Consider the following 22,979-nt stretch of genomic DNA (forward strand, 5'->3'; position numbering starts at 1 on the left):
ACGCCGACCGGCACGCGTCTACAATTTCCGACATTCGCGGTGGCAGTTGTGCCGGGCAATCGGGCAGCATTCAGCTGCGCCGAAGGCCGAGGCTGTCGGCGACCCTGCCCACCGGTGCCTGCCCATGCTCGATCCTGCCGCTGCTGTTTCCGACGATCCCGTTGCACAGGTGGCCGCGCGCATCGATCGCCTGCCGGCGACGGCCACGCTGTGGCGCCTGGTCGCGCTGCTCGGGCTGGGCGGCTTCTTCGAACTGTACGACCTGTTCCAGACCGCCTACATCAGCCCGGGCCTGCTGCGCGACGGCATCTTCGCCACTGGCGCGGCGGGCGTGTTCGGCATCGCCGACCAGGCCGCGTTCGCCTCGGCCACGTTCCTGGGCCTGTTTCTCGGCGCCAGCCTGCTCAGTCCGTTCGCTGACCACTTCGGGCGACGCCCGGTGTTCACCTTCGCCCTGCTCTGGTACACCGCCGCGACCGTGGCGATGGGGCTGCAGAGCACGGCGCTGGGAGTGATCGGGTGGCGTTTCGTGGTCGGCATCGGTCTGGGCATCGAGCTGGTCACCATCGACACCTATCTGTCCGAGCTGATGCCCAGGCACATGCGCGGGTCGGCCTTCGCGTTCGTGTTCTTCGTGCAGTTCCTGGCGGTGCCGGCGGTGGCGGTGAGCGCATGGGCGCTTGTGCCGCACGCGCCGTTCGGGGTCAGCGGCTGGCGTTGGGTGGTGTTGCTCAGCGGCACGTTCGCGGTGGCGATCTGGTGGCTGCGTCGGCGCCTGCCAGAATCGGCGCGCTGGCTGGCGGCGCAGGGCAGGCATGCCGAGGCCGATGCCGTGCTGTGCGATCTGGAAGCACGCTGCGCTGCCGACCTTGGTCGCGCGCTGGACACGCCGCAGATCGAACTGCCGCTCGCCTGCGCTGCGACGCAGCCGCATTTTGGCGCGCTGTGGAAGGAGCCCTACCGGCGCCGCGTGGTCATGCTGGTGGCGTTCCATGTGTTCCAGGCGATCGGCTTCTTCGGCTTCGGCAACTGGTTGCCGACGCTGTTGTCGGCGCAAGGCGCGGACAGCGTGCACGGGCTGGGCTATGCGTTCGCGATCTCGCTGGCGTATCCGCTGGCACCGCTGCTGTTGCTGCGCGGCGCCCAACGCTGGGAGAACAAGTGGCAGGTAGTGTGGTCGGCGCTCGGCGCGGTGCTGTTCGGCACGCTGTTCGCCTGGCAGACCCAGCCGTTGGCGATCATCGCCTGCGGCGCGGCGATCACCTTTTGCAATGCCTGGATGAGCTTCGCCTATCACGGCTACCAGGCCGAACTGTTCCCGACCGCGCTGCGCGCCCGTGCGGTGGGTTTCTGCTATTCCTTCAGTCGCCTGTCCACCGCTGGCAGCAGCCTGCTGATCGGTCTGCTGCTGGAGCGTACCGGCAGCCACGGGGTGCTGGCCTTCATCGTCGCCAGCCTACTGGCGGTGGCCGCGATCATCGGCGTGTTCGGCCCGCGCACCCGCAACCGCACCCTGGAGCAGATCGCCGGGTAGGGCCGCGGCGACCGGCCGGGTACCGGCTTTCCCGCGTCCGTCATCTGCCCTCGACAACACGGCGGCGGCGGCCGGTGCATGCTGTGCGCTCCCACGCCACGACTCCTGGCCATGACCTCCAATCTCCCCGTTCCCGCCATGGATGCCACCGACCACCGCGACTTGGCCCAGGCGCATGCGCTGCTCGAACATCCCGGCCTGGCGGCGAAGATCGCCAATACCGTCGGTGCGCCGATCGAGGATCTGCTCAGCAAGCGCCTGCCCAAGGCGCTATCCTCGCGCATCGACGCGGTCAGCCAGCGCGCGCTGCGCATCGCCTTGCGCTCGGCGCTGCTGACCCTGCGCACGCAGGCGCCGGGCACGGCGCGGCCCCGCCTGCATGGCATGGCGGTGGCGGCCACCGGCGCGGCCGGCGGTTTCTTCGGCCTGCCCGGGCTGCTGGTGGAACTGCCGCTAACCACCACGCTGATGCTGCGTTCGATCGCCGACATCGCCCGCGCAGAGGGCGAGCGGCTGGACGATCCAGCCACCACCCTGGCCTGCCTGGAAGTGCTGGCGCACGGCGGCCGCAGCGCGCGCGACGACGGCAGCGAGTCGGGCTACTTCGCAGTGCGCACGGCGATGGCGCAACAGCTCAGCGCCGCCGCGCAATACGTCGCCGCGCACGGCATCGGCAGCAAGGGCGCACCGGCGCTGGTGTCGCTGATGTCGCGGATCGCGGCGAAGTTCTCGATCACGGTCAGCGAAAAACTGGCCGCGCAGGCGGTGCCGCTGGTCGGCGCGGCCAGCGGCGCGCTGCTCAACATGGTGTTCATGGGCCATTTCCAGGCGATGGCGCGCGGCCACTTCATCGTGCGCCGGCTGGAGCGGCGCTACGGCGAGGCCGCGGTGCGGCAGGCCTACGAGGCGCTGCCGGCGTCGCGCTAGGCTGGATCGAGATTCAGCCGTTATCTTTGGCTGATGCCGAGGAACATCCGGCGCGGCCTAGCTGTTACGAATTGACCCAGACCCAGTGGGGGTGGATCCAATATCTGCTTTCTAGCAAGGCCGGTGATCCTGGCTGTACAGCAGCCGACAATCGGACTTTCGTCAATACATGTTTCGGCTACCCAATTGCATCGAATGCCGCTTGGCCTAGCTCACGCAGTTCCGCCGCATTGCTACGCGGTTTGATCGTAAGCCAACACACTTCCTGTAGCCTCCATCCCAAGGATGGCACTCCGATGCAACGGCTGTTTCAAGATGCGCATGCGCCGGTGGCCCGGTATGCGTTCAATGCAAGCGGGGCCGGTGCGCCCGGACCGCGCTCGTCAATTGGCCCTCGCGTGGCGCGGCTGCACAGGTGTTCTGGCGCCCCGCCTTTGTGAACACCCGCATGAAGCTGCTGCAGCAGTACGATGTGTTGTTCGATGCCCAGGGAGGCCGGTTTGGATTGCGGCCTGCATGGCGTTGAGCGATTCAGGGCGAGTCGCGCATGCACCTGCTTCGGCGGGCGTCATGCAGCCGGTGGCTGGTAGGGTCCGGGCGAGACTGCGATCCGCTGCATGTCGAACCTGAGCGGACCGTCGATCAACCGGCGGCCGGATTCGTCACGCACGTCATAGCGGACATTGGGATTGCCGCTGAAGGGTGTATCCCATTGATCCCACGGATTCCTCAGATTGTTGATGATGTCGTTGTCGGGGTTTCGGTATCTTTCAGCGAAGAACCGTTCGCGTATCGACGGGTAACGCTCACGTTGGAGAGCCAGCTTATTCAGCGCCTCCTGGATGTTCAGGGCCGGCAGAACGGTGCCGGCAGGTTTGGTGTGCCTGAACTGTCCTGCGCTTAGCAGATCCCGATGCATGGAGAGTGCATCCTGGACAAGCGTGGGTGAGGCGAAAGGCGCCCACGGATCCACCACGATATCGTGTGCGGGCTTCTGCCCCCGGATCACCACGAACACGTGATCTTCTCCGTCCAGCATGTCTATTCTGCACTCCCTCAGCGCAGGATTCTGCGAGAGCAGTTGGTACGTCAGGGCAGCCTGCGCGTCGCAACGGCCACCTTGTGACTGGATCGCGATAAAGGCGCGGTCCCCCGGGCTGCTCCTCGATGTACTCGCCATCGAGGAGCAGAGCATACTTTCACCCCCGGTCGCGGCGACATCCTTGATCTGGTTGCCAGCCCCGTAGGGAAGAAGTGCCTTGACCAGGTCGATGGACTCGCGTGCCGCTGCCAGATTGGCAGCGACCGTGGGAGTGATCACCCGCAGCCGCGCTTTGGTGTCCGGCATTCGCCTCTTGACGCTGGGATGCCTGGTGGCGAGCGCGTTGAGCTGAGCCAGGTGGCTCTGCGAAAGCTCGATCAACCGGTCAGACCGCAGCAGCCCGGGGATCAACTCCTGGGCTGGAGCCAGGATCTTCGTATTCGCGCCGGATGCGTCCGCTGCGCGGTACGTGTAGAACTGGTGCGCGCCTTGTTGTACAGGCAGGGTGATGTCCGACGAACGGGACACTGCGATTGCAGTATCAAGCAGGTTTATCCTGGCTGCCTTTGCATGCGGGACGTTGGCATCGATCCAGACCCTGGGGTCCGGGGGGATGCTGAACGACCTCCCCCCCATCCATCCCAGCACCCTGTCGAACATGGAGGTGTGCGACGGCGAGTGGGCGGGCAAGTGGCTGGTCTGGGGGCGAATGCCGACATTGGCACTCTGACGCGGCGGACGTCCTCCTTCCAAGGCAGCCAAGGCCGGTGATGCACTTCCGCTTGACGTCGCGCCTTGACCCGATGGGCCGGGAGGGGGGTCTTCATTTTCGCTCTCGCGGCGGAGCCTGCTTGAGTGGGAGAGTCCGGTCAGTTTGTCCATTTGACTGTTGCCTGCGAAAAAACATCCGCCTTGGAGCGTAAATTCAACGAATGAGACGTAAATTATCGGGACCTGCGAATGCGTCCGCCTGCTACGCGAAAAAGTTAGACGTTGTGCGAACCCAGGCACGATCGGCGGTTTCTTCGGCCTGCCCGGGTTGCTTGGTGGATTTGCCGCTGACCAGCACGCTGATGCTGCGTTCGATCGCCGACATCGCCCGCGCCGAGGGCGAGCGGCTGGACGATCCGGCCACCACCCTGGCCTGCCTGGAAGTGCTGGCGCACGGCGGCCGCAGTGCGCGCGACGATGGCAGCGAATCGGGCTACTTCGCGGTGCGCACGGCGAGGCCGCGGTGCGGCAGGCCTACGAGGCGTTGCCGACGTCGGCGTAAGCCAGCGCAGCCGCATCGCTTCCCGCCGCTGCGATTCGTCACCGGCACGCGTGCGGCTCGCCTACACCCCTTCGCGCCTGATCGATCCAAGCAGCGAAGCGGAGCTGCATGCAGGGGACGGCATGGGCCATGCGTTCGTCATCGCCACGCACTGGCCGCCGCTGCCCCGCAGTGGCACAGTGGCAGCTGGCGCCGCAGCTTGCCAGCGCGGCGCTGCCGTCGCTTTCGTTTCCACGCAGGTCCCCGCCATGAAAACCCGTTCCAGATCCGACACCGACGACGACCAGCCGCGCCTGGCGGTGCTGATCGATGCCGACAATGCGCAGCCGTCGGTGATCGAAGGCTTGCTGGCCGAAGTGGCCAAGTACGGCGTGGCCAGCGTCAAGCGCATCTACGGCGACTTCACCAGCACGCGGATGACCCAGTGGAAGCAGGCGTTGCTGAAACACTCGATCAGCCCGGTGCAGCAGTTCGCCTACACCAGCGGCAAGAACGCTACCGACAGCTCGCTGATCATCGACGCGATGGACCTGCTGTACACCGGCCGTTTCGACGGCTTCTGCCTGGTTTCCAGCGACAGCGATTTCACCCGCCTGGCGCAGCGCCTGCGCGAAGAGGGGCCGACCGTGTATGGATTCGGCGAGCGCAAGACCCCGGATGCGTTCGTGCAGGCCTGCGACAAGTTCATCTACACCGAAGTGCTGCGCAGCGAGGCGGTCAACAGCGAACCGTCCAAGCCGGCGGCCGCTGCTGCCAAGCCGGCGCGCAAGGGACGCAAGACGCCACACGTTGCGCAGGCTGCGCAAACGGCCAAGCCCGAGGCGACGGCTGCCGTGGCCTCGGGCTTGGCGGCGCCCGCCGTGCCGGCCGATGTGAAGGCCGCGCCGCTGTCGGCACCGTTGAAACTGCTGCGCCAGGCGATCGAGGAAGCCTCCGACGACCAGGGCTGGGCCGGGCTTGGCAGCGTCGGCAGTTATCTCAACAAGGTGCGCCCGGATTTCGATCCGCGCCTGTACGGGCACAAGAAGCTGAGCGACCTGCTGCGCCGGCTGTCGGCGCGGTTCGAACTCGAGGAGCGCGGCAACGAAGGCGGCAGCAAGCGCATCTTCGTGCGTTCGCGCAGTTGACCGCGATACGCCTCCGCGAAGCCGTGGCACATGCTGCGGTCACCACCAAGCGATGAGCGATGAGCGATGAACGATAGACCCTACGCACCTTCCTGCGAGCGCAATCGCGCGCCGATCCTGCAGGTGCTGCAGCGGCATTTCGCTGAGCGCCGGCATGTGCTGGAGATCGGCAGCGGTACCGGCCAGCATGCGGTGCATTTCGCCGCGGCGCTGCCGCAGCTGACTTGGCAATGCAGCGAGCGCGCCGAGCATCTGCCCGGCATCGCGCAATGGCTGGACGCGGCGGCATTGTCGAACACGCCGCCGGCCTTGGCGCTGGACGTGCAGCAAGGGCCATGGCCGAGCGCCGGCTACGATGCAGTGTTCACCGCCAATACGCTGCATATCATGGGCTGGCCCGCGGTGCAGGCGTTCTTCGCCGGTGTCGGCAAGCTGCTGGCCGACCGCGATGACGGCACGCTGGCGGTGTACGGGCCGTTCAACTACGGCGGCACCTTCAGCAGCGACAGCAATCGCGCGTTTGACGCCTGGCTGAAGGCGCGCGATGCCGCGAGCGGGATCCGCGACTTCGAGGCGGTTGCCGCGTTGGCGCAGGCGCAGGGTCTGCTGCTGCAGGAGGATGCGGCAATGCCTGCGAACAATCGCTGTCTTGTGTGGCGGCGTGGCTGACGCGCGCCTGCAGCCGCCGTCGTTGCGAAGGCGTGACGGGACCGGGGAGTGGCCTCATCGCGCGCTCACCCCGGTGGCACGGGGGATTAACCGGACCTTCGCCACTGTGCGATCACCACAGGCCGATGCAGATGGCCGGTGATCCTTATCATTGCGGAGCGTTTCCATGAGTAGCAGCAACGAAGCGCGCGATCTCAATCGCGATCCCATCTCCGGCACGCCGGGTTCGCATCCGGTCGGGGTCGGCATCGGCGGCACCGCGGGCGGCGTCGCCGCCGGTGCGCTGGCCGGCACCGTGTTCGGTCCGCTCGGCACACTGATCGGCGCCGCGGTCGGCGTGGTTGCCGGCGCGGCAGCGGGCAAGGGCGTGGCCGAACGCATCGATCCCACCGGCGAAGCCGAGTACTGGCGCGAGGAATACCGCCACCGCGACTACGTGAAGTCCGACTACGACTACGAGCGCGACTATGCGGCCGCCTACGGCCTCGGCCTGCAGGCGCGCGAGCAGTATCCGACCCGCAGCTGGGAAGAGAGCGAAACCGAGCTGTCGCGCGATTGGGGTACGCGCCGCGGCGACTCGCGCCTGGAGTGGGAGGATGCGCGCCTGGCGGCACGCGATTCCTGGCAGCGTGCGGACACCACGTATCGCACCTACGAGGACAGCGACCGCTACTACGCCGAGCGCTTCGACAGCGTGGGCTACCGAGATGCCGATGCCGGTTACGACGACTATCGTCCGGCCTACCGCTACGGCGTGCAGGCACGCAGCCGCTATCAGGGCCGCGACTGGGACGAGCGCCTGGAGACGGATCTGGAAAGCGGCTGGGAACGCGCCAAGGATCGTTCGCGGCTGACCTGGGCGCAGGCCAAGGCGGCGGTGCGCGAGGCCTTCCATTCGGACCGCTACCACGGGTCGGATCGCGGCACGCCGCTGGATCCGCGGGTCTGAACCGGGCGCATCGCCAGGCCAGGGCAAGCATGCCGCCCGATGCCTGGCGATGCATGCGTTCCGACCTGGAAAGCTGATGCCTGCTGTCCAATCTGTAGGGGCGACTGTCTTCAGCTGCGACAAGCGCAGCGGTGAATGTTCCGAACCGGCATGCAGTCGGGACTGAAGTCCCTCCCACAAGAGGCCTCGCCGCCCCGCGGTGCCCGTGGAATCCTTGTGGGAGCGACGTCAGTCGCGACGAGCGCAGCGGCGGGCCGTCCGGCTTCGGAAGTTGTCGCGGCTGAAGCCGCTCCTACAGAAATCGGGGGCCTTGCAGACAAGGCTGTGCTAGTTGCTGCTGGATTCGGACCAGCCCTGCCGTTTGAGTGCTGACAGGCGTGGGAGCGACTTCACTAGTGATGCGTCGCGCTGCATGTCAGCAGTCGTGCTCGCATTGCTTAGTCGCTGACCCCGCTCCACCAAGCGAGCACTGCCGCTGGCGGAGACGGCGCAGCACATCGCAACAGCGCGGTCCGCGGTCCGCGATCCGCCGCCGACTCCCGATCAAGCCGCCTGCACGATATGCAGCGCCTTCGGATTGCGCCAGGTCGCCAGCAGCCGTGCTTGGCGCTGCTTGGCTTCGTGCAGGTGCGCTTGCTTGACGTGGCCGTAGCCGCGGATGTGTTCCGGCACGCTGGCGATCTCCACCGCCAGCGCCAGGTTGTCGGCGCCGAGGCATTCCAGCAGCTCGCCCACGGTGCGTTCGTAGTCGGCGATCAGCTGCCGCTCGCCGCGGCGTTCTGCGCTGTAGCCGAAGAGGTCGAACGCGCTGCCGCGCAGCACGCGTAACTTGGCCAGCCACTTGAAGGCCGTGAACATCCACGGCCCGTATTCGCGCTTGAGTGCGCGGCCCTGCGCGTCCTTCCTGGCCAGCAGCGGCGGCGCCAGGTGGAAACGCAGCGAATAGGCACCGTCGAACTGCTGCTGCAGTTGGCGCTGGAAATCGCCGCTGGTGTACAGCCGCGCCACTTCGTATTCGTCCTTGTAGGCCATGAGCTTGAACGCGTAGCGCGCCACCGCCTCGGTCAACGCGGTGGAACCTGCGGCCACACGCTGCTCGGCCTCGCGCACGCGCTCCACCAGCGCGGCGTAGCGTGCGGCGTAGTCGGCGTCCTGATAATCGACCAGGAACGCGCGGCGGCGCGCGACCAGTTCGTGCAGCGAGCGCGACAGGCGGGTGTCGTCCAGCGGCGCGTGGCCGGTGTCGACGGCGTCGCCAGCGGCGCGTGTCTGGCGCGCGTTGTGCGGATTGCGCGGCGCAGCGCTGGCGCCGCCTGCGTGGCCTTCCCATTCTCCAGGCGGCAGTTGCTGCAGCCGTTGCGCGGCAGGTTCGGCTCCGGCCGCGACACTACCGGGCATGCCCGCAGCCTGCTGCACCGCGGCCAGGTCCAGCGCGGCCAGGCGGCCCCACGCGAAGGCCTGCTGGTTCATCGCCACCGCGGCGCCGTTGAGTTCGATCGCGCGCATCAGCGCGGCGTACGACAGCGGCACCAGCCCCTGCTGCCAGGCATAGCCGAGCATGAACAGATTGCTGGCGATGGCGTCGCCGAGCAGCGCGGTGGCCAGTTGCGTGGCGTCGAGCAGCAAGGGCTCGCGCCCGCCCAGGGCCAGGCGCACGCCGGCGACGATGTCGGCGGCAGGGAACTGCATGTCCGGGTGCGTGGTGAAGGTGCCGGGCATCGCTTCGTAGGTGTTGAGCACCACCTGCGAGCGGTCGCCGCGCACTTTGGACAGCGCCCAGTAGTCGTTGACCACGACCATGTCGCAGCCCAGCACCAGGTCGGCCTCGCCGGCGGCGATGCGCACCGCGTGCAGGTCCTCGGGCTGGCGCGCCAGGCGGATATGGGTGGTGACCGCGCCGCCCTTCTGCGCCAGCCCGGTCTGGTCGAGCACGCTGGCGCCCTTGCCTTCCAGGTGTCCGGCCATGCCCAACAGCGCGCCGATGGTGACCACGCCGGTGCCGCCGACGCCGGTGATCAGGATGTTCCAGGGCTGGCTCAGGTCGCTGCGGAAGCTGGGCAGCGGCAGGTCCTGCAGCAGCGTGGCCGCGTCGGCTTTGCCGCCCTTGCGCAGCGTTCCGCCGTGCACGGTGACGAAGCTGGGGCAGAAGCCGGAGATGCAGGAATAGTCCTTGTTGCAGCCGGACTGGTCGATCTGGCGCTTGCGCCCGAACTCGGTTTCCTTCGGCAGCACCGACACGCAGAAGCTCTTCTCGCCGCAATCGCCGCAGCCTTCGCAGACCAGTGAATTGACCAGCACGCGCTTGGCCGGATCGGGCAGCTTGCCACGCTTGCGCCGGCGCCGCTTCTCGGTGGCGCAGGTCTGGTCGTAGATCAGGATGCTGGTGCCCTTGACCTCGCGCAGGCGCCTTTGCACCGTGTCCAGCTCGCTGCGGTCGTGGAATTCCACCTCGTTGGGGAACAGCTCGCGGCGCCGCGTCCACTTGCCGATGTCGTCGCTGACCAGGACGATGCTGTGCACGCCTTCGGCACGCATCTGCCGTGCGATGTCGGGCACGCTGAGGCTGCCGTCCACCGGCTGCCCGCCGGTCATCGCCACCGCGTCGTTGTAGAGGATCTTGTAGGTGATGTTGACGCCGGCGGCGATCGATTGCCGGATCGCCAGCGAGCCGCTATGGAAATAGGTGCCGTCGCCGAGGTTCTGGAACACGTGCGGGGTGTCGGTGAACGGCGCCTGCCCGGCCCAGGTGACGCCTTCGCCGCCCATGTGGGTGAAGGTGTCGGTGGAGCGGTCCATCCACGTCACCATGTAGTGGCAGCCGATCCCGGCGAGCGCGCGCGAGCCCTCCGGCACCACGGTGGAGGTGTTGTGCGGGCAGCCGGAGCAGTAGTGCGGCACGCGCGGGAAATTGGCGCGCGGCAAGGCCATTTCCGCTTCCTTGGCCTCCATCCAGCGCAGCCGTTGCTCGATCGATTCGGTACTGATCGCGCTCGACTGCAGCCTGCGCAGGATGCGCTTGCCGATCACCGCGGCGATGGTCGCCGGGGTCAGTTCGCCGATGGATGGCAGGATCCATTCGCCGGCCTCGTCGTACTTGCCGACGATGCTCGGGCGCGGACCGGCACTGGCCGGCCAGTTGTAGAACAGCTCCTTCATCTGCCGCTCGATGAAGGCCTTCTTCTCTTCCACCACCACGATGTCCTCCAGCCCCTGCGCGAACGCGGCGATGCCGATCGGCTCCAGCGGCCAGGTCATGCCGACCTTGTACACGCGGATGCCGATGTCGCGGCAGGCGCGCGCGTCCAGGCCCAGGTATTCCAGCGCCTGCAGCACGTCCAGGTAGCTCTTGCCGGTGGTGACGATGCCCAGCCGCGCGTGCGGCGAATCCATCACCGTGCGATCCACGCCGTTGGCGCGGGCGAAGGCCTGCGCGGCGCCTACCGCGTAACGGTGCAGGCGCATCTCCTGGTCCAGCGGCGGATCCGGCCAGCGGATGTTGAGCCCGCCCGGCGGCAGTTCGAAATCCTCCGGCAGCACGATCTGCCGCGCGAACGGATCCACCTCCACCGAGGCCGAGGACTCCACCGTCTCGGCGATGGTCTTGAAGCCGATCCAGCGCCCGGTGTAGCGGCTCATCGCCCAGCCGAGCAGGCCCAGGTCGAGGATGTCCTGCACCCCGGCCGGATTGAGTACCGGCATCATCGCGCTGACGAATTCCTCTTCCGAGCCGTGCGGCAGGGTCGAACTGCGGCAGGCGTGGTCGTCGGCGGCCAGCGCCAGCACGCCGCCGTGGCGCGAGGTGCCCGCGGCGTTGGCGTGCTTGAACACGTCGCCGCAGCGGTCCACGCCCGGGCCCTTGCCGTACCACATCGCGTACACGCCATCCACGCGCGCGCCGGGGAACAGGTTGGTCTGCTGCGTGCCCCACACCATGGTCGCGCCCAGGTCCTCGTTGAGGCCGGGCTGGAACTTCACCCTGGCCGCGTCCAGGTGCTTGCGCGCGCGCCACAGCTCCAGGTCGAAGCCGCCCAGCGGACTGCCGCGGTAGCCGCTGACGAAGCCGCCGGTGTTCAGCCCGGCGGCACCGTCGCGCAGCTGCTGCATCAGCGGCAGGCGCACCAAGGCCTGCACCCCGGACAGGTAGATGCGGCCGTCGGTGCGGGTGTACTTGTGCTCCAGCGTATAGCCGCCATCCACGCTGTCGGCGGCCGGTGCGGTGAGGGAAGACGGCAGACGCGGATCGGCGATGCGGTTCATGGCGTGCCCGTAGATGGAAGGCTGGCGCGTGCGCGGCGCAGGCCATGCACGATCCCTCGATTGTATCAGCGGCATTTTGTGAGCCCGCTCCTCGCCGCCAGCGGCGGACGCGGTTAGCATGCCGATGGGGAAGGGGACCATCCGCCAAGGGGTTGTCAGCAGTGAATGCACATAGATACGCGCTGGCCGCGATGCTGGCCTGGGTGGGCACGGCCGCGGTCGACGCGCACGCGCAGGCCTTGCCCGCGCCGAAGGAGTTCTATTTCGACCAGGACCGCAGCAGCACGCGGCCGGTGGCGGCGATCGCCGGCAGTGGCGAGGCGCTGGTCGATCGTCTGGCCAGTACCGTGCAGCGCGATCCGAACGCGGTCGAGGCGCGCGCGCAGCTCGCGGCGATTGCCATGGCCGGCGGGCGCCGCACACTGGGCGAAGAACTGTACCAGACGGCGTTGCACGCACTGAACGCCGGCGCGCCGCGTCGCCAGATCGAGTGGAACTACGGCTGGGACCTGTTGCGTGCCGGCGATCCGGCGCGCGCGCTGGCGCAATGGAGCGGCCTGGTCAACGGCCACCCGGCCGCGCCGGACTGGCTGCCGCCGACGCTGGCGTTGGTGCTGTGGCGTCTGGACCGCAAGGACGAGGCGGTGAAGTGGTATGCCGCCGGGGTGCGTACCTGGCCGGACCAGTGGGGGGCCGGCGCCGACTTCGCCAAGCTGCTGCCGGCCTGGCGCGACGACGAACGCGCCACCCTGGCCGAAGTGCAGTCCGCCTGGCAGGCCAAGCCGCCCGCATGGCCTTGAACTGCGCTTGCCTCCGCGCCGCGGCCTGATTCGCCGTCACCGCAGCTGGCGATGGCGCGGCTGGGCTACTGTAGGGTCTTTGGCCCCGATGTTGTGCGCGGTCGTCAGCTGCAGCGCTCCGTTCGTCGCGACTGAAGTCGCTCCTGCAAGGGCCTGCGGGAAGCCTGCTGGGCGCACTGTGGGAGGGGCTTCAGCGCCGACGCAGGGACGCTGCATACGCCAGCGCAGCCATGCCGCGCGGCGCAGGTGATCGACCGGCCTGCCGGCACGCGCATGCGATGATGCCGGTGTATCCGCCAGATTCCCGTTGTGCCGATGGCTTTCGACGCGTTCGCCCTGATCCTGGCCATGTTGGCGCTCGGCAAGCTGTTCGCGCGCCTGCGCGCGCTGCCGCCCAACACCACCGATGTGCTCAACCGCGTGGTGCTGTACCTGTGCCTGCCGGCCTCGGTGCTGCTCTACGTGCCGCGCCTGCAGCTGGACCTGGCCCTGCTCGGGCTGATGCTGACGCCGTGGCTGCTGACCGGCGTCACCGTGCTCGCGGCGCTGGCGTTGCGCCGGCCGCTGCGCCTGCACCGCGACCAGTATGCGGCCCTGCTGCTGTGCGTGGCGTTGGGCAATTCCAGCTTCATCGGCTATCCGATGGTGCGCGCGCTGCTCGGCGAGGCGGCGCTGCCGTATGCGGTGGTCTACGACCAGTTCGGTACCTTCGTGCTGCTGTCCAGCTTCGGCCTGTATGTGCTGGCCCGCTACAGCGGCGAGACGCCGCCGACGCTGCGGCAGACGCTGCTGCGCATGGCCCGGTTCCCGCCGCTGTGGGCGCTGGCGTTCGCGCTGACGTTGATGCCCGCGCAGTCGCCGGCATGGATCGCCTCGGGCCTGCAGCACCTGGCCGACGCGATGTTGCCGCTGGTGATGCTGGCCGTCGGTTTCTCGATCCAGCTGCGGCTGCCGCGCGAGGAACTGAAGCCGCTCGCCGCCGGCCTGCTGCTGAAGCTGCTGCTGTTGCCGGCGCTGGCCTGGCCGCTGTCGTGGGCGCTTGGCCTGCGCGGGCAGCTGCTGCAGGCCAACGTGCTCGAATCGGCGATGCCGACGATGATCACCGCCGCCGCGCTGGCGATCTCCCACCGGCTGGCGCCGCGGCTGGCGGCGGCGCTGGTCGGCTACGGCATCCTGCTGTCGCTGGTCACCTTGCCGGCCTGGGCGTGGCTACTGGGGGCGCTTCCGTAAGCAAGGGGTGCAAGCGCGGCCGGGCGTTACCGGGAATGCCAGGTCGGGGTTGAATTCCTCCTGCAAAAACGCGGCTCCTCAATTCGCCGACACCGTACGCTCGCGTGCCCATTCGTGCAGTGTCTTCATCTGTTCGGCCATCATCACCGACAGCGGCCGCGTGCCGCGCAGTTCCTGCAGCGGCAGCTCGCTCATGGGCGAGCCGTTGCCGTGGGGCCGCCACGATAGCAACGTGGCCGGCCCGCCCACCACGCGTTGACTACCGGCCAACGTGGGGCCGGTGTACGCTGCGGCCTCTTCTTTCCGGAAGCGAGGCGCGCATGAAGACGATCCTGGTGGCCGGCTCCAAGGGCGGCGTGGGCAAGACCACGATTGCCACGCACCTGGCCGCGTACTACGCGCTGGCCGGCAAGCGTACGGTGCTGGCCGATGCCGATCCGCAGGGCTCCTCGACCCGCTGGGCCGAGCGCCGCGCCGGCCTGGACAGCGCGGTGCTGCCGATCGACGCCAGCCGCAAACGCAATTGGCGCGCGGCGCTACCGGACGACACCCAGCGGGTGATCATCGACGGCGCCGCCGGCGCCATGGCCGAGGATCTGGCCCAGTTCCTGGACGAGGCCGATGCGGTGGTGGTGCCGGTGATGCCGTCGGCGCTGGACATCGAGGCCACCGTCGGCTTCCTCAACACCCTGGCCAAGGTGCCGCGGGTGCACCAGCGCAAGTTGCCGGTGGGGTTGGTGATCAACCGCAGCAAGCCGTGGACCCACGCCGCGCAACAGGCGCTGGAGATGCTCGGCGGCTGGCCGTATCCGGTGCTGGCGCAGCTGCGCGACAGCCAGGCCTATGTGGTGCTGGTCGGCCTCGGCCGCAGCCTGTTCGACTACCGTTCTGCCCAGGTGCGCGATCACCAGCAGGACTGGGAACCCTTGCTCAAGTGGCTCAAGAAGGCCTGACCGATGACCATCGTCCTGCGTGAAGTGATCCTGCTGCGCCATGCCCATGCCGAACCGGCCGATACCGGCCAGGCCGATGTCGACCGGCCGCTGTCGCCGCACGGCCTGGCCGAGGCCGAAGCCGCCGGGCGCTGGCTGCTGGAGCAGCGGCTGGTGCCCGACCGGGTGCTGTGCTCGCCGGCGCGGCGCGCGCGCGAAACCCTGGAAGCGGTGCTGGAGCTGACCGGCTATGTCGAGCAGCGTCTGGAGCCGCGGGCCTACGAGGCCACCTCCGGCACCCTGGCCGCGCTGTTGGACGAGCACCGCGACGTCGAGCGCCTGCTGCTGGTCGGTCACAACCCCGGCCTGGAACAGCTGGCGGCGCTGATGCACAGCGGCCAGTCCGGCGACTACCGCGGCATGCCCACCGCCAGCGTGGTGGTGCTGACGGTGCCGCAGGACGCGGCGATCGAGCCGGGCGTGGCGCGACTGACCGCATTCTGGTGGCCCTGAACGTACCGCGCCGGCGCCTGCGCCCGGCGCTGTGCACCGCGCTGCTGTCGCTATGCCTGCTGCCGGGCTGTGCCAGCGCGCAGGCCCAGCCGCCGTCGCCGGGGGACTATGCCCTTGATCCGGTCCAGTCGCGCTTTGGTTTCGAGATCCGCACCCGCTTCGGGCAGCGCATCGAGGGCTTCTTCCCGCGCTTCGAAGGCACCGTGGAGATGCTGCCCGACGGCCGCCACCAGGTGCGCCTGCGCCTGTTCACCGCCTACGTGCAGATTCCCGGCAAGCCGCGCTACTCCGGCTGGATGCGCGGCGAGGATTTCTTCGACGCCGAACGCTTTCCGACCGTCTCTTTCGATTCGCAGCCGTTCTCCCCGGAGCTGCTGACCACGGGCGGTGCGCTGGTCGGCACGCTGAGCATCCGCGGGGTCGGCCATACCGAGACGCTGACCATGATGCCGGCGGCGTGCAGCCGCCCAGGCTATGATTGCGATGTGATCAGCCGCGGTACGGTTCTGCGTGGACGTTATGGAATGGATAAGTGGGATCTGGCCTTGAGCGATCGGGTCACCTTCGTGCTGCGCGCACGGCTGACGGCAGCGCACGCTCCGTGACATCGCTGCTGCGGGTCCTGGTGCTGGCGGCGCTGCTGCTCGGCAGCGGTTGCGCGAGCCTGTCGCAGGCCCAGCACGGCCGCGCGGTGGCGATCGCCGAGGCCGCGCGCGACGGCCGCGTCGACTGCACGCAACGCGATCACTGCGCGCTGGCCTCGCCATTGCGCGCGCTGGCCGGCAAGGCCTTCGCCGAGTCCGCCGGCGGCGCCGTGCCGCGCCAATACGCCACCATCCTGGACCACGGCGAGGAAGCGCTGGTGGCGCGGGTCAACCTGATCCGCAGCGCCAGCCGCAGCATCGACCTGCAGACCTACATCTTCGACAAGGACGACAGCGCGCGGCTGGTGATGGACGAGCTGCTGGCCGCGGCGCGACGCGGCGTGCAGGTGCGGGTGCTGATCGACCAGCTGTCGGCGATCTCCGACCTGCAGATCCTCGGCGCGCTGGCCGGCGCGCACCAGAACTTCTCGCTGCGCATCTACAACCCCACCTTCGGCCTGGCCAAGCCCAACTACCTGCACTACGCCGCCAGCGTGCTGTGCTGTTTCCGCCACTTCAACCAGCGCATGCACAACAAACTGCTGGTGGTGGACGATGCGATCGGCGTGGTCGGCGGGCGCAACTACCAGGACGACTATTACGACTGGGACAGCGAGTACAACTTCCGCGACCGCGACGTGCTGGTGGCCGGGCCGGTGGCGCGCAGCATGGCCGCCAGCTTCGACGCCTACTGGGCGGCGCGGCGCAGCGTGCCGGTGGCGCGGCTCAACGACGTCGGCAAGCTGCTGCTGCGCGACGGCGTGCCGCAGCTGCCGCCCGCCCAGTTCCTGCGCCCGCAGCGGGTGCAGCGGGTGAGCGAGGAGGCCGCCGATCCGGCCTTCGTCGAGGACGCCTTCGTACTGCCGGCGCTGCCGGTCAGGCACGTGGACTACGTCGCCGACCTGCCGCAGAAGCATCGCCGCAAGCACGGCCCCAAGGCGATCTCCACCGCACCCAAGCTGGACAAGCTGATCGCCGAGGCCAGGCAGGAGATCATCCTGCAGACGCCGTACCTGGTGCTGTCGGATCCGGCGCAGGCGATTTTCCGCGACCTGCGCAAGCGCGCGCAGCCGCCGCAGGTGATCGTGGCCACCAACAGCCTGGCCAGTACCGACAACCCGGTGGTGTATGCGCTGTCGTACAAGTACAAGCGCCGCAACCTGCGCGAGCTGGGCTTCGACATCTACGAGTACAAACCGTTCCCGCTGGACGCGCCGGTGGACTACGCCAACCTGCTGCCGTCGCCGCTGCAGCTGCCGGACGCCGGGGAGGCCGGCGGCCGCAATCCGCTGATCGGCGGCAGTGCTGCCGGCAGCAATGCGCGCAGCGGCCGCAGTTCGGTGCTCGGCAGCGGCAGCGGCGGCCCCCCCGGCAGCCGCCGTCGCGCCGACGGCAGCCAGGTCGATCGGCGCGTGCTGCGCACCGAGACCCGGCCCTCGTTGCTGAGCCGCCGCGTCGCCAACCGGCCGCTGCCGGTGACCCGCGACGGCGCGCGCATGGGCCTGCACGCCAAGTCGCTGGTGGTGGATCGCCGCGTCGGCGTGATCGGCACGCACAACTTCGATCCGCGCAGCGAGACCTACAACACCGAGGGCGCGGTGATCATCGACGACCCGGCCTTCGCCCAGGCGCTGGCCGCTAGCATAGGCCGCGACATCGAGCCGGAGAACTCGTGGACGGTGGCCGCGCGGGTCAAGCCGCCGCTGCTGTCGGGCCTGAACTACAGCATGGGCAAGGCCTCTGAGGCGCTGCCGGTGCTGGATTTCTGGCCATGGCGCTACGCCACCAACTACGCATTCCAGTCCGGCCCCGAATGCCCGGCGCCGCTGACCCGGCGCGATCCCGGCTTCCACCGCTGCTACAACGCGGTCGGCGACTTCCCCGAGGTCAATGTTGGCCCGAAGTGGCTGCTGGTGCGGATGCTGACGGCGTTCGGCTCGGGCTTGGTGCCGATTCTGTGAGAGGCCGGGAAGCGGGGCTCGGGACCGGGGACTCGGAAAATCGCGTGGGCCGGGGCCGGGGCCGGGGCCGGGCCGCAAAGGCGCAAGGGCCTGATGCATCGCCTTCGATCGCCGATGCCCGGCTGCGGGCCAGGCTGCCTGAAGCTGGCGTTCCAGGAACCTGGTGGCGGAGCGATTGCCGACGGGCGCACGCGTGCGTGGCGCACCGCATCGCCCGCGGTACCGTTTGACGTTAGGCTGGCGCCCTCCTCGTCCACGGACCCTGCGCGATGACCTTCCGCGAACCCGTCAATCTCGATGCCCTCAACGCCGACGCCCGCGGCACCCTGATCGCGCACCTGGGCATCGTCTTCACCGACGCCGGGCCGGACTGGTTGCGCGCGACGATGCCGGTCGATGCGCGCACGCGGCAGCCGTACGGGCTGCTGCACGGCGGCGCCTCGATGGTGTTGGCCGAAACCCTGGGCAGCGGCGCCGGCAACCTGTGCGTGGAAGCGGACCAGCTCTGCGTGGGCATGGAGATCAACGCCAACCACCTGCGTTCCGCTCGCACCGGCACGGTCACCGGCACTGCGCGGCCGCTGCACCTCGGCCGCGCCACCCAGGTCTGGGAGATCCGCATCGAGGACGCGGCCGGTAAGCCGGTCTGCGTATCGCGGCTGACCCTGGCGGTGATCGCAGGCAATTAGCGTGCGCTCAGTCGCAACCGTCCTCATGCTGACACAATAGGGTGCTTCCCCCCGGCTTCCGGTATCTTGACCCGAATGAGCGAGTTCTCCTCACCCGCCACGCGCCAACACGGCGTTGCGCTGCGCTGGGTCCGTTACGCTTACCGCATTCCGCTGCTGGCGTTGCACGTGTCGCTGTCGTTGCCGTTCCTGCTGGCGTGCGTGTCGCTGTCGCCCGGCCGCGCCGGCGTCGAATCGTTCGGCGACCGCATGGTGTGCTGGTGGTCGATCTGGATGCTGCGTATCTTCGGCCTGCGCGTGCGCCGGGTCGGCACGCCGCTGCCCAATCCGGTGCTGTTCGTGGCCAACCATGTCAGCTGGATCGACATCGTGATGCTGCACAGCCAGCGCATGATGGGCTTCGTCGCCAAGCGCGAGATCGCCGGCTGGCCGCTGGTCGGCTGGCTGGCCGCGCGCGGGCAGACCATTTTCCACCAGCGCGGCAACACCGAATCGTTGGGCGGGGTGCTGCAGGCGATGCTGGAACGGCTGCGCTCGGGGCGCTCGGTCGGCGTGTTCCCGGAAGGACGCACCCGCGGCGGCCACGATGTCGGCCCGTTCCACGCGCGCATCTTCCAGGCCGCGGTGGAAGCGCAGGTGGCGGTGCAGCCGGTGGCGGTGCGCTACGGCGCCGGCGGCTCGGCGCAGACGGTGATCGCGTTCGGCGCGCACGAGAGCTTCTTCGCCAATTTCCTGCGCCTGCTCGGCGAGCCGGGCCGCGAGGCCGAGGTGCACTTCCTGCAGCCGATCCGGCTGCAGGACGTGGAAGGGCGCCGGGGCATCGCCGAGATCGCGCGCGCGCGCATCGTCGCGGCGATGGCGCAACGCTGAACCATGGAACACCGCGGCCCGGTCGATTTGATCTATTGCTCCACTCGCACGGGGCAAGCTCGCTGCCGATGATGAATGCTGCCGACTACCTTCCCCCGCGTTGGCTGCGCAACCCGCACTTGCAATCGGTGCTGGGCTCCAGCGCCCTGCGCGTGCGCCGCGGCGAACAACTGCTCGCCGCCAGCGGCGCGACCACCACCTCGCACATCCTCGATGGCGGCGACGGCGTGCGCCTGCAGGGCTGGCTCAGCGTGCCGGCCGGCACCGAGCCGCGTGGCACCGTGTTGCTGCTGCACGGCTGGGAAGGCAGCGCCGACTCCGGCTACATGCGCCTGACCGCCGCGCAGTTGCTGGCGCGCGGCTACCAGGTGTTCCGGCTCAACTTCCGCGACCACGGCGGCACCCACCACCTCAACGTGGACCTGTTCCATTCTGAGCGCCTGGACGAAGTGGTCAACGCCGCCGGCGACCTGTGGCGGCGCTTCCCGGCGCCGACGCTGCTGGCCGCCGGCTATTCGCTGGGCGGCAACTTCGCCTTGCGCCTGGCACTGCGCGCGCCGGCCGCTGGCCTGCCGCTGCAGCACGTGGCCGCGGTGTGTCCGCTGCTGGATCCGGCCACGACCATGCAGCGGATCGAGAACGGCCCGCAGTTCTACGACTGGTATTTCCGCCGCAGGTGGCGCGAGTCGCTGCTGCGCAAGCGCGAACTGTTCCCCGAGCGGCACGGTTACGACGACGCCACGCTGGCGCTGGACATGCGCGAGCTGATGGGCTGGCTGGCGCAGCGCCACGCCGGTTTCGCCAGCCTGGACGCGTACTTCGAAAGCTATTCGATCGCCGGCGAGCGCCTGCGCAACCTGAGCGTGCCGGCCGACATCCTGATGGCCGAGGACGACCCGGTGATCCCGCTGGACGATTTCCGCAACCTGCGCCTGCCTGCCCTGGCGCGGCTGGAAATCGCGCGCTGGGGCGGGCATTGCGGCTTCATCGAGAACGCGCGCGGCGACGGGTTCGCCGAACGCTGGGTGGCCGAGCGCCTGACCGACGGCCTGCGCGCCTGAGCACAGGCTGGACGGCATTCCGCCTGCCGGGCGTCACGCGTACGAGCATCGAGATCGCCGATGTCAGGGTCAGCAACCCTACCGATATCAATCTGCGCCGCCTGGACCCTGGAATCGGTGGCGCGCACATCGCCCATCCACGGCGGCCGGATCGACCCTCGTGCGCTCAGTATTCCGGTGGTACGACAGCAGGCCGAGGCAGGGAGTCCAGGTGGTTGGCTGCCACCAGAACTGATTCAACCGCGGATTGGTGCGCGTAAGAGCCAGGATCCGTTCCATAGGCTTCCTGGATCATCCGTGACGCGATTTCCCGCTGCTGGTGTGCAGGGACACAGGACAATGCGTTGCGCACACTGTTGGCGAACTCCGCTGAAATCACCTGTGATTCTGCGTATTTTTCCCACGATACGGGGGCATTTCTCCTGCAGCGTAAGTTTGCGGCCGTGACGGAATCGTGGTCCGGATGAATCAAGGGAACCAACCCCTCGATACGCTCTTTCAGTAACTCGGCTCTGCTTTTGTCCATCGACCAAGCACCTTTCGTGGCCGGCTCTGCGTTCCATGCACTGTCTTTCAAGCGAACTGCCGGGCCGTTGGCCCACGCATCCATGACCACGGTCGACGTCGGATCGCGGCTTACACGTTGCAGTTCGTTCCAGGTGTGTTTCGTCCTGACGGGTATTTCATTACCTTCGTCCTTTATCTCTTTCATCGGCACGCGAGCTTCAAAGGTCACACTCTGCTCGTTGGCTGCCATGTGTGGAGCGTGGACCATGGCGGTCAGGGGAGCTTGCTGATCGCAGACCGCCGCCCCCATGACGACGGCCCTTGCAACCTTGCTGCTACCGCCTCCCGTTGCCATCTTTGCGACCGACGATCCGATGCCGTTGTGGCCGTACGAGGGAATGTCGTCCGCTTTGACGTTTCCCCGGCCGTGCTTGAGCAGTAGGCGGACGTCGTGAACGGTTTGCCCGGCTGTCGCGAGTCTTCTCGGACTCGTGACCTGGTCACCGACGACATAAGCTCCCATATGGTAGGCGGCCTGCTGGATCTGATGTTGCTCCAGAGGCGCATCTCCACCCCTGCGCAGCGCCGCGGGACGCGTCCCAAGGGAGACTCTCAGCGATGATAGCTCCGGCGATTGCATCGGGCTGCTGCTGTCACTGCCCGGCGCCGTGGATGCGCGCGATGGCGCCTCCGTGGCATATGTGTCATGTCTGGAGGACCCGGAGGATTTGGAGCAGCAAATTCCCATCTCTATTCACCTTTAGCGGAATCTCCGATCGCCGAGGCACGAATACGCGGAAAGCCGTTCGATCATCCTAGAGCGTGTTATGAACTTTTCGGGGATGCAGCTATCGTAGATGGATGCAGAGCAAACGCCCATATCCGACCGATATTTCCGACGAAGAGTGGGCGTTCGCGGCGCCTTACCTGAGCCTGATGACAGAGCAAGCTCCGCAGCGCAAGTACGCGTTGCGGGCGATGTTCAATGCGCTGCGTTGGATGGCGCGTGCTGGAGCGCCGTGGCGCCTGCTACCCAACGACTTCCCGCCATGGGAAGCGGTTTACCAGCAGACGCAGCGCTGGCTGCAGGCGGGCTGCTTTGAAGCCATGGTCAGCGATCTGCGTTCCGTCCTACGTGTCGCCCAGGGGAAGCAAGGCCAACCCAGCGCAATCATCCTGGACGGGCGGACACTGCAATCCACCTGTGAGAGCGGCCCGCGCGCCGGTTACGACGGCTATAAGCGGAAGAAAGGCAGCAAGGTGCACATGGCGGTCGACACGCTCGGACATTTGCTTGCAGTGCAAGTCACGCCAGCCAACGAACAAGAGCGCGCTCAAGTGCGCTCACTGGCGCAGGAGGTGCAACACGTCACAGGTGACACCGTAACGGTGGCATTCGTGGATCAAGGCTACACCGGCCAGGAGCCGGCGCAAGCGGCTCAGGAAGAAGGAATCGAATTGCACGTGGTGAAACTTCCCGAAGCCAAGAAAGGGTTCGTGTTGCTTCCTCGGCGCTGGGTCGTCGAACGTAGCTTTGGCTGGGTCAATCGATTCCGTCGGCTTGCACGCGACTACGAGCGCTTGCCGGAAACCCTGGCTGGCCTGCATTTCGTCGTCTTCACGGTCCTCATGCTCAGCAACGCTGCCGCCATCCTCCAAAGTTCATAACACGCTCTAGTGCAATGTACGGCTAGCTTTGCCTGGTTGCCGCTGGCGGTGAAAGGCAATTGCGAAGAGTGTCACTGCATGGCGAAGCGATGCAGCGACCCGCCGCGGGCGCGCCGGAACCCTGATGTGCTCTGCAGTCCTCGCAATCGCTCGGGCTGCTGACATTGGTCGCTGTTTCAGTCCCGTGGCACAAAGCTGGCCCATTGCAAGTGGCGGCATAAGCTTCGATAGGCACACGCAAATCACCCCGTTGATTCCGCTCTGCAGAGTTTTTGAGGATGCATTTGCAGGCATTCCCGTCGCTGGCGGCGATCCCCGTGGCGCTG

Annotated in this window: 18 protein-coding genes and 1 pseudogene; 16 read left to right on the forward strand and 3 right to left on the reverse strand. The window is 67.9% G+C overall.

The features are described from left to right. The first annotated feature begins 124 nt into the window (after positions 1–124). Entirely contained in the window at positions 125–1,534 is a 1,410-nt protein-coding gene (locus tag E4A48_RS17765) for an MFS transporter (RefSeq protein WP_142742880.1), read from the forward strand. Positions 1,535–1,645: 111 nt separating this feature from the next. Beyond that, positions 1,646–2,461, forward strand: coding sequence for an EcsC family protein (locus E4A48_RS17770; protein WP_230812557.1), 816 nt, complete (start codon positions 1,646–1,648; stop codon positions 2,459–2,461). Between the two features lie 568 nt (positions 2,462–3,029). Here the strand turns inward: E4A48_RS17770 and E4A48_RS17780 are convergent. Further along, the gene (locus E4A48_RS17780) at positions 3,030–4,163 is read right to left on the reverse strand and encodes an Hrp-dependent type III effector protein (protein ID WP_260607991.1); all 1,134 of its coding nucleotides are present in this window, start codon (positions 4,161–4,163) and stop codon (positions 3,030–3,032) included. A gap of 346 nt (positions 4,164–4,509) precedes the next feature. Here E4A48_RS17780 and E4A48_RS17785 point away from each other — a divergent pair. The 4 genes and pseudogenes from E4A48_RS17785 to E4A48_RS17800 form a co-directional block, all read left to right on the forward strand. Further along, positions 4,510–4,729: pseudogene (locus E4A48_RS17785) on the forward strand (EcsC family protein); the annotation flags it as partial. Between the two features lie 295 nt (positions 4,730–5,024). Further along, positions 5,025–5,903 carry an NYN domain-containing protein gene (locus E4A48_RS17790; protein WP_142742881.1) on the forward strand — a complete coding sequence of 293 codons (879 nt, stop codon included), beginning with the start codon at positions 5,025–5,027 and terminating at the stop codon, positions 5,901–5,903. A 66-nt stretch (positions 5,904–5,969) separates the two neighbouring features. After that, the gene (locus E4A48_RS17795; protein ID WP_039006492.1) at positions 5,970–6,572 is read left to right on the forward strand and encodes a DUF938 domain-containing protein; all 603 of its coding nucleotides are present in this window, start codon (positions 5,970–5,972) and stop codon (positions 6,570–6,572) included. A 166-nt stretch (positions 6,573–6,738) separates the two neighbouring features. Further along, positions 6,739–7,521, forward strand: a complete 783-nt coding sequence (locus E4A48_RS17800) for a hypothetical protein (RefSeq protein WP_039006490.1) — start codon at positions 6,739–6,741, stop codon at positions 7,519–7,521. Positions 7,522–8,064: 543 nt separating this feature from the next. Here the strand turns inward: E4A48_RS17800 and E4A48_RS17805 are convergent. Next, a complete protein-coding gene (locus E4A48_RS17805; RefSeq protein ID WP_142742882.1) occupies positions 8,065–11,778 on the reverse strand; it encodes an indolepyruvate ferredoxin oxidoreductase family protein in 3,714 nt (1,237 codons plus the stop codon). A gap of 191 nt (positions 11,779–11,969) precedes the next feature. Here E4A48_RS17805 and E4A48_RS17810 point away from each other — a divergent pair, with 191 nt between their 5' ends. From E4A48_RS17810 to E4A48_RS17850, 9 genes are all read left to right on the forward strand, one after another. Next, complete coding sequence (locus tag E4A48_RS17810) at positions 11,970–12,578, forward strand: tetratricopeptide repeat protein (protein WP_039006486.1); 609 nt, start codon at positions 11,970–11,972, stop codon at positions 12,576–12,578. 315 nt (positions 12,579–12,893) lie between these two features. Beyond that, positions 12,894–13,808: an AEC family transporter gene (locus tag E4A48_RS17815; protein WP_142742883.1), complete on the forward strand. Its 915-nt coding sequence runs from the start codon at positions 12,894–12,896 to the stop codon at positions 13,806–13,808. 320 nt (positions 13,809–14,128) lie between these two features. After that, positions 14,129–14,761, forward strand: coding sequence for a ParA family protein (locus E4A48_RS17820; RefSeq protein ID WP_039006481.1), 633 nt, complete (start codon positions 14,129–14,131; stop codon positions 14,759–14,761). A gap of 15 nt (positions 14,762–14,776) precedes the next feature. Beyond that, a complete protein-coding gene (locus tag E4A48_RS17825) occupies positions 14,777–15,253 on the forward strand; it encodes a SixA phosphatase family protein (RefSeq protein ID WP_039009094.1) in 477 nt (158 codons plus the stop codon). A gap of 56 nt (positions 15,254–15,309) precedes the next feature. Continuing rightward, complete coding sequence (locus tag E4A48_RS17830; RefSeq protein ID WP_230812561.1) at positions 15,310–15,858, forward strand: YceI family protein; 549 nt, start codon at positions 15,310–15,312, stop codon at positions 15,856–15,858. Continuing rightward, positions 15,855–17,858, forward strand: a complete 2,004-nt coding sequence (locus tag E4A48_RS17835) for a phospholipase D family protein (RefSeq protein ID WP_142742884.1) — start codon at positions 15,855–15,857, stop codon at positions 17,856–17,858. The genes E4A48_RS17830 and E4A48_RS17835 overlap by 4 nt, the downstream gene beginning before the upstream one ends. Positions 17,859–18,127: 269 nt before the next feature. Beyond that, entirely contained in the window at positions 18,128–18,547 is a 420-nt protein-coding gene (locus tag E4A48_RS17840; protein ID WP_142742885.1) for a hotdog fold thioesterase, read from the forward strand. Positions 18,548–18,622: 75 nt separating this feature from the next. Then, the gene (locus E4A48_RS17845; protein ID WP_142742886.1) at positions 18,623–19,417 is read left to right on the forward strand and encodes a lysophospholipid acyltransferase family protein; all 795 of its coding nucleotides are present in this window, start codon (positions 18,623–18,625) and stop codon (positions 19,415–19,417) included. Positions 19,418–19,488: 71 nt separating this feature from the next. Beyond that, the gene (locus tag E4A48_RS17850; protein WP_038234258.1) at positions 19,489–20,478 is read left to right on the forward strand and encodes a YheT family hydrolase; all 990 of its coding nucleotides are present in this window, start codon (positions 19,489–19,491) and stop codon (positions 20,476–20,478) included. Between the two features lie 166 nt (positions 20,479–20,644). On the opposite strand, the gene E4A48_RS21655 is transcribed toward E4A48_RS17850, so the two are convergent. Then, positions 20,645–21,625, reverse strand: a complete 981-nt coding sequence (locus E4A48_RS21655; RefSeq protein ID WP_155521992.1) for a type III secretion protein — start codon at positions 21,623–21,625, stop codon at positions 20,645–20,647. Between the two features lie 221 nt (positions 21,626–21,846). Here E4A48_RS21655 and E4A48_RS17865 point away from each other — a divergent pair, with 221 nt between their 5' ends. Continuing rightward, positions 21,847–22,653 (forward strand): IS5 family transposase, encoded by an 807-nt coding sequence (locus E4A48_RS17865; RefSeq protein ID WP_039005206.1) that lies wholly within the window; start codon positions 21,847–21,849, stop codon positions 22,651–22,653. The last annotated feature ends 326 nt before the right edge of the window (positions 22,654–22,979 follow it).

Source organism: Xanthomonas translucens pv. cerealis, from assembly GCF_006838285.1.
In the GTDB taxonomy this organism is placed as follows: Bacteria; Pseudomonadota; Gammaproteobacteria; order Xanthomonadales; family Xanthomonadaceae; genus Xanthomonas_A; species Xanthomonas_A cerealis.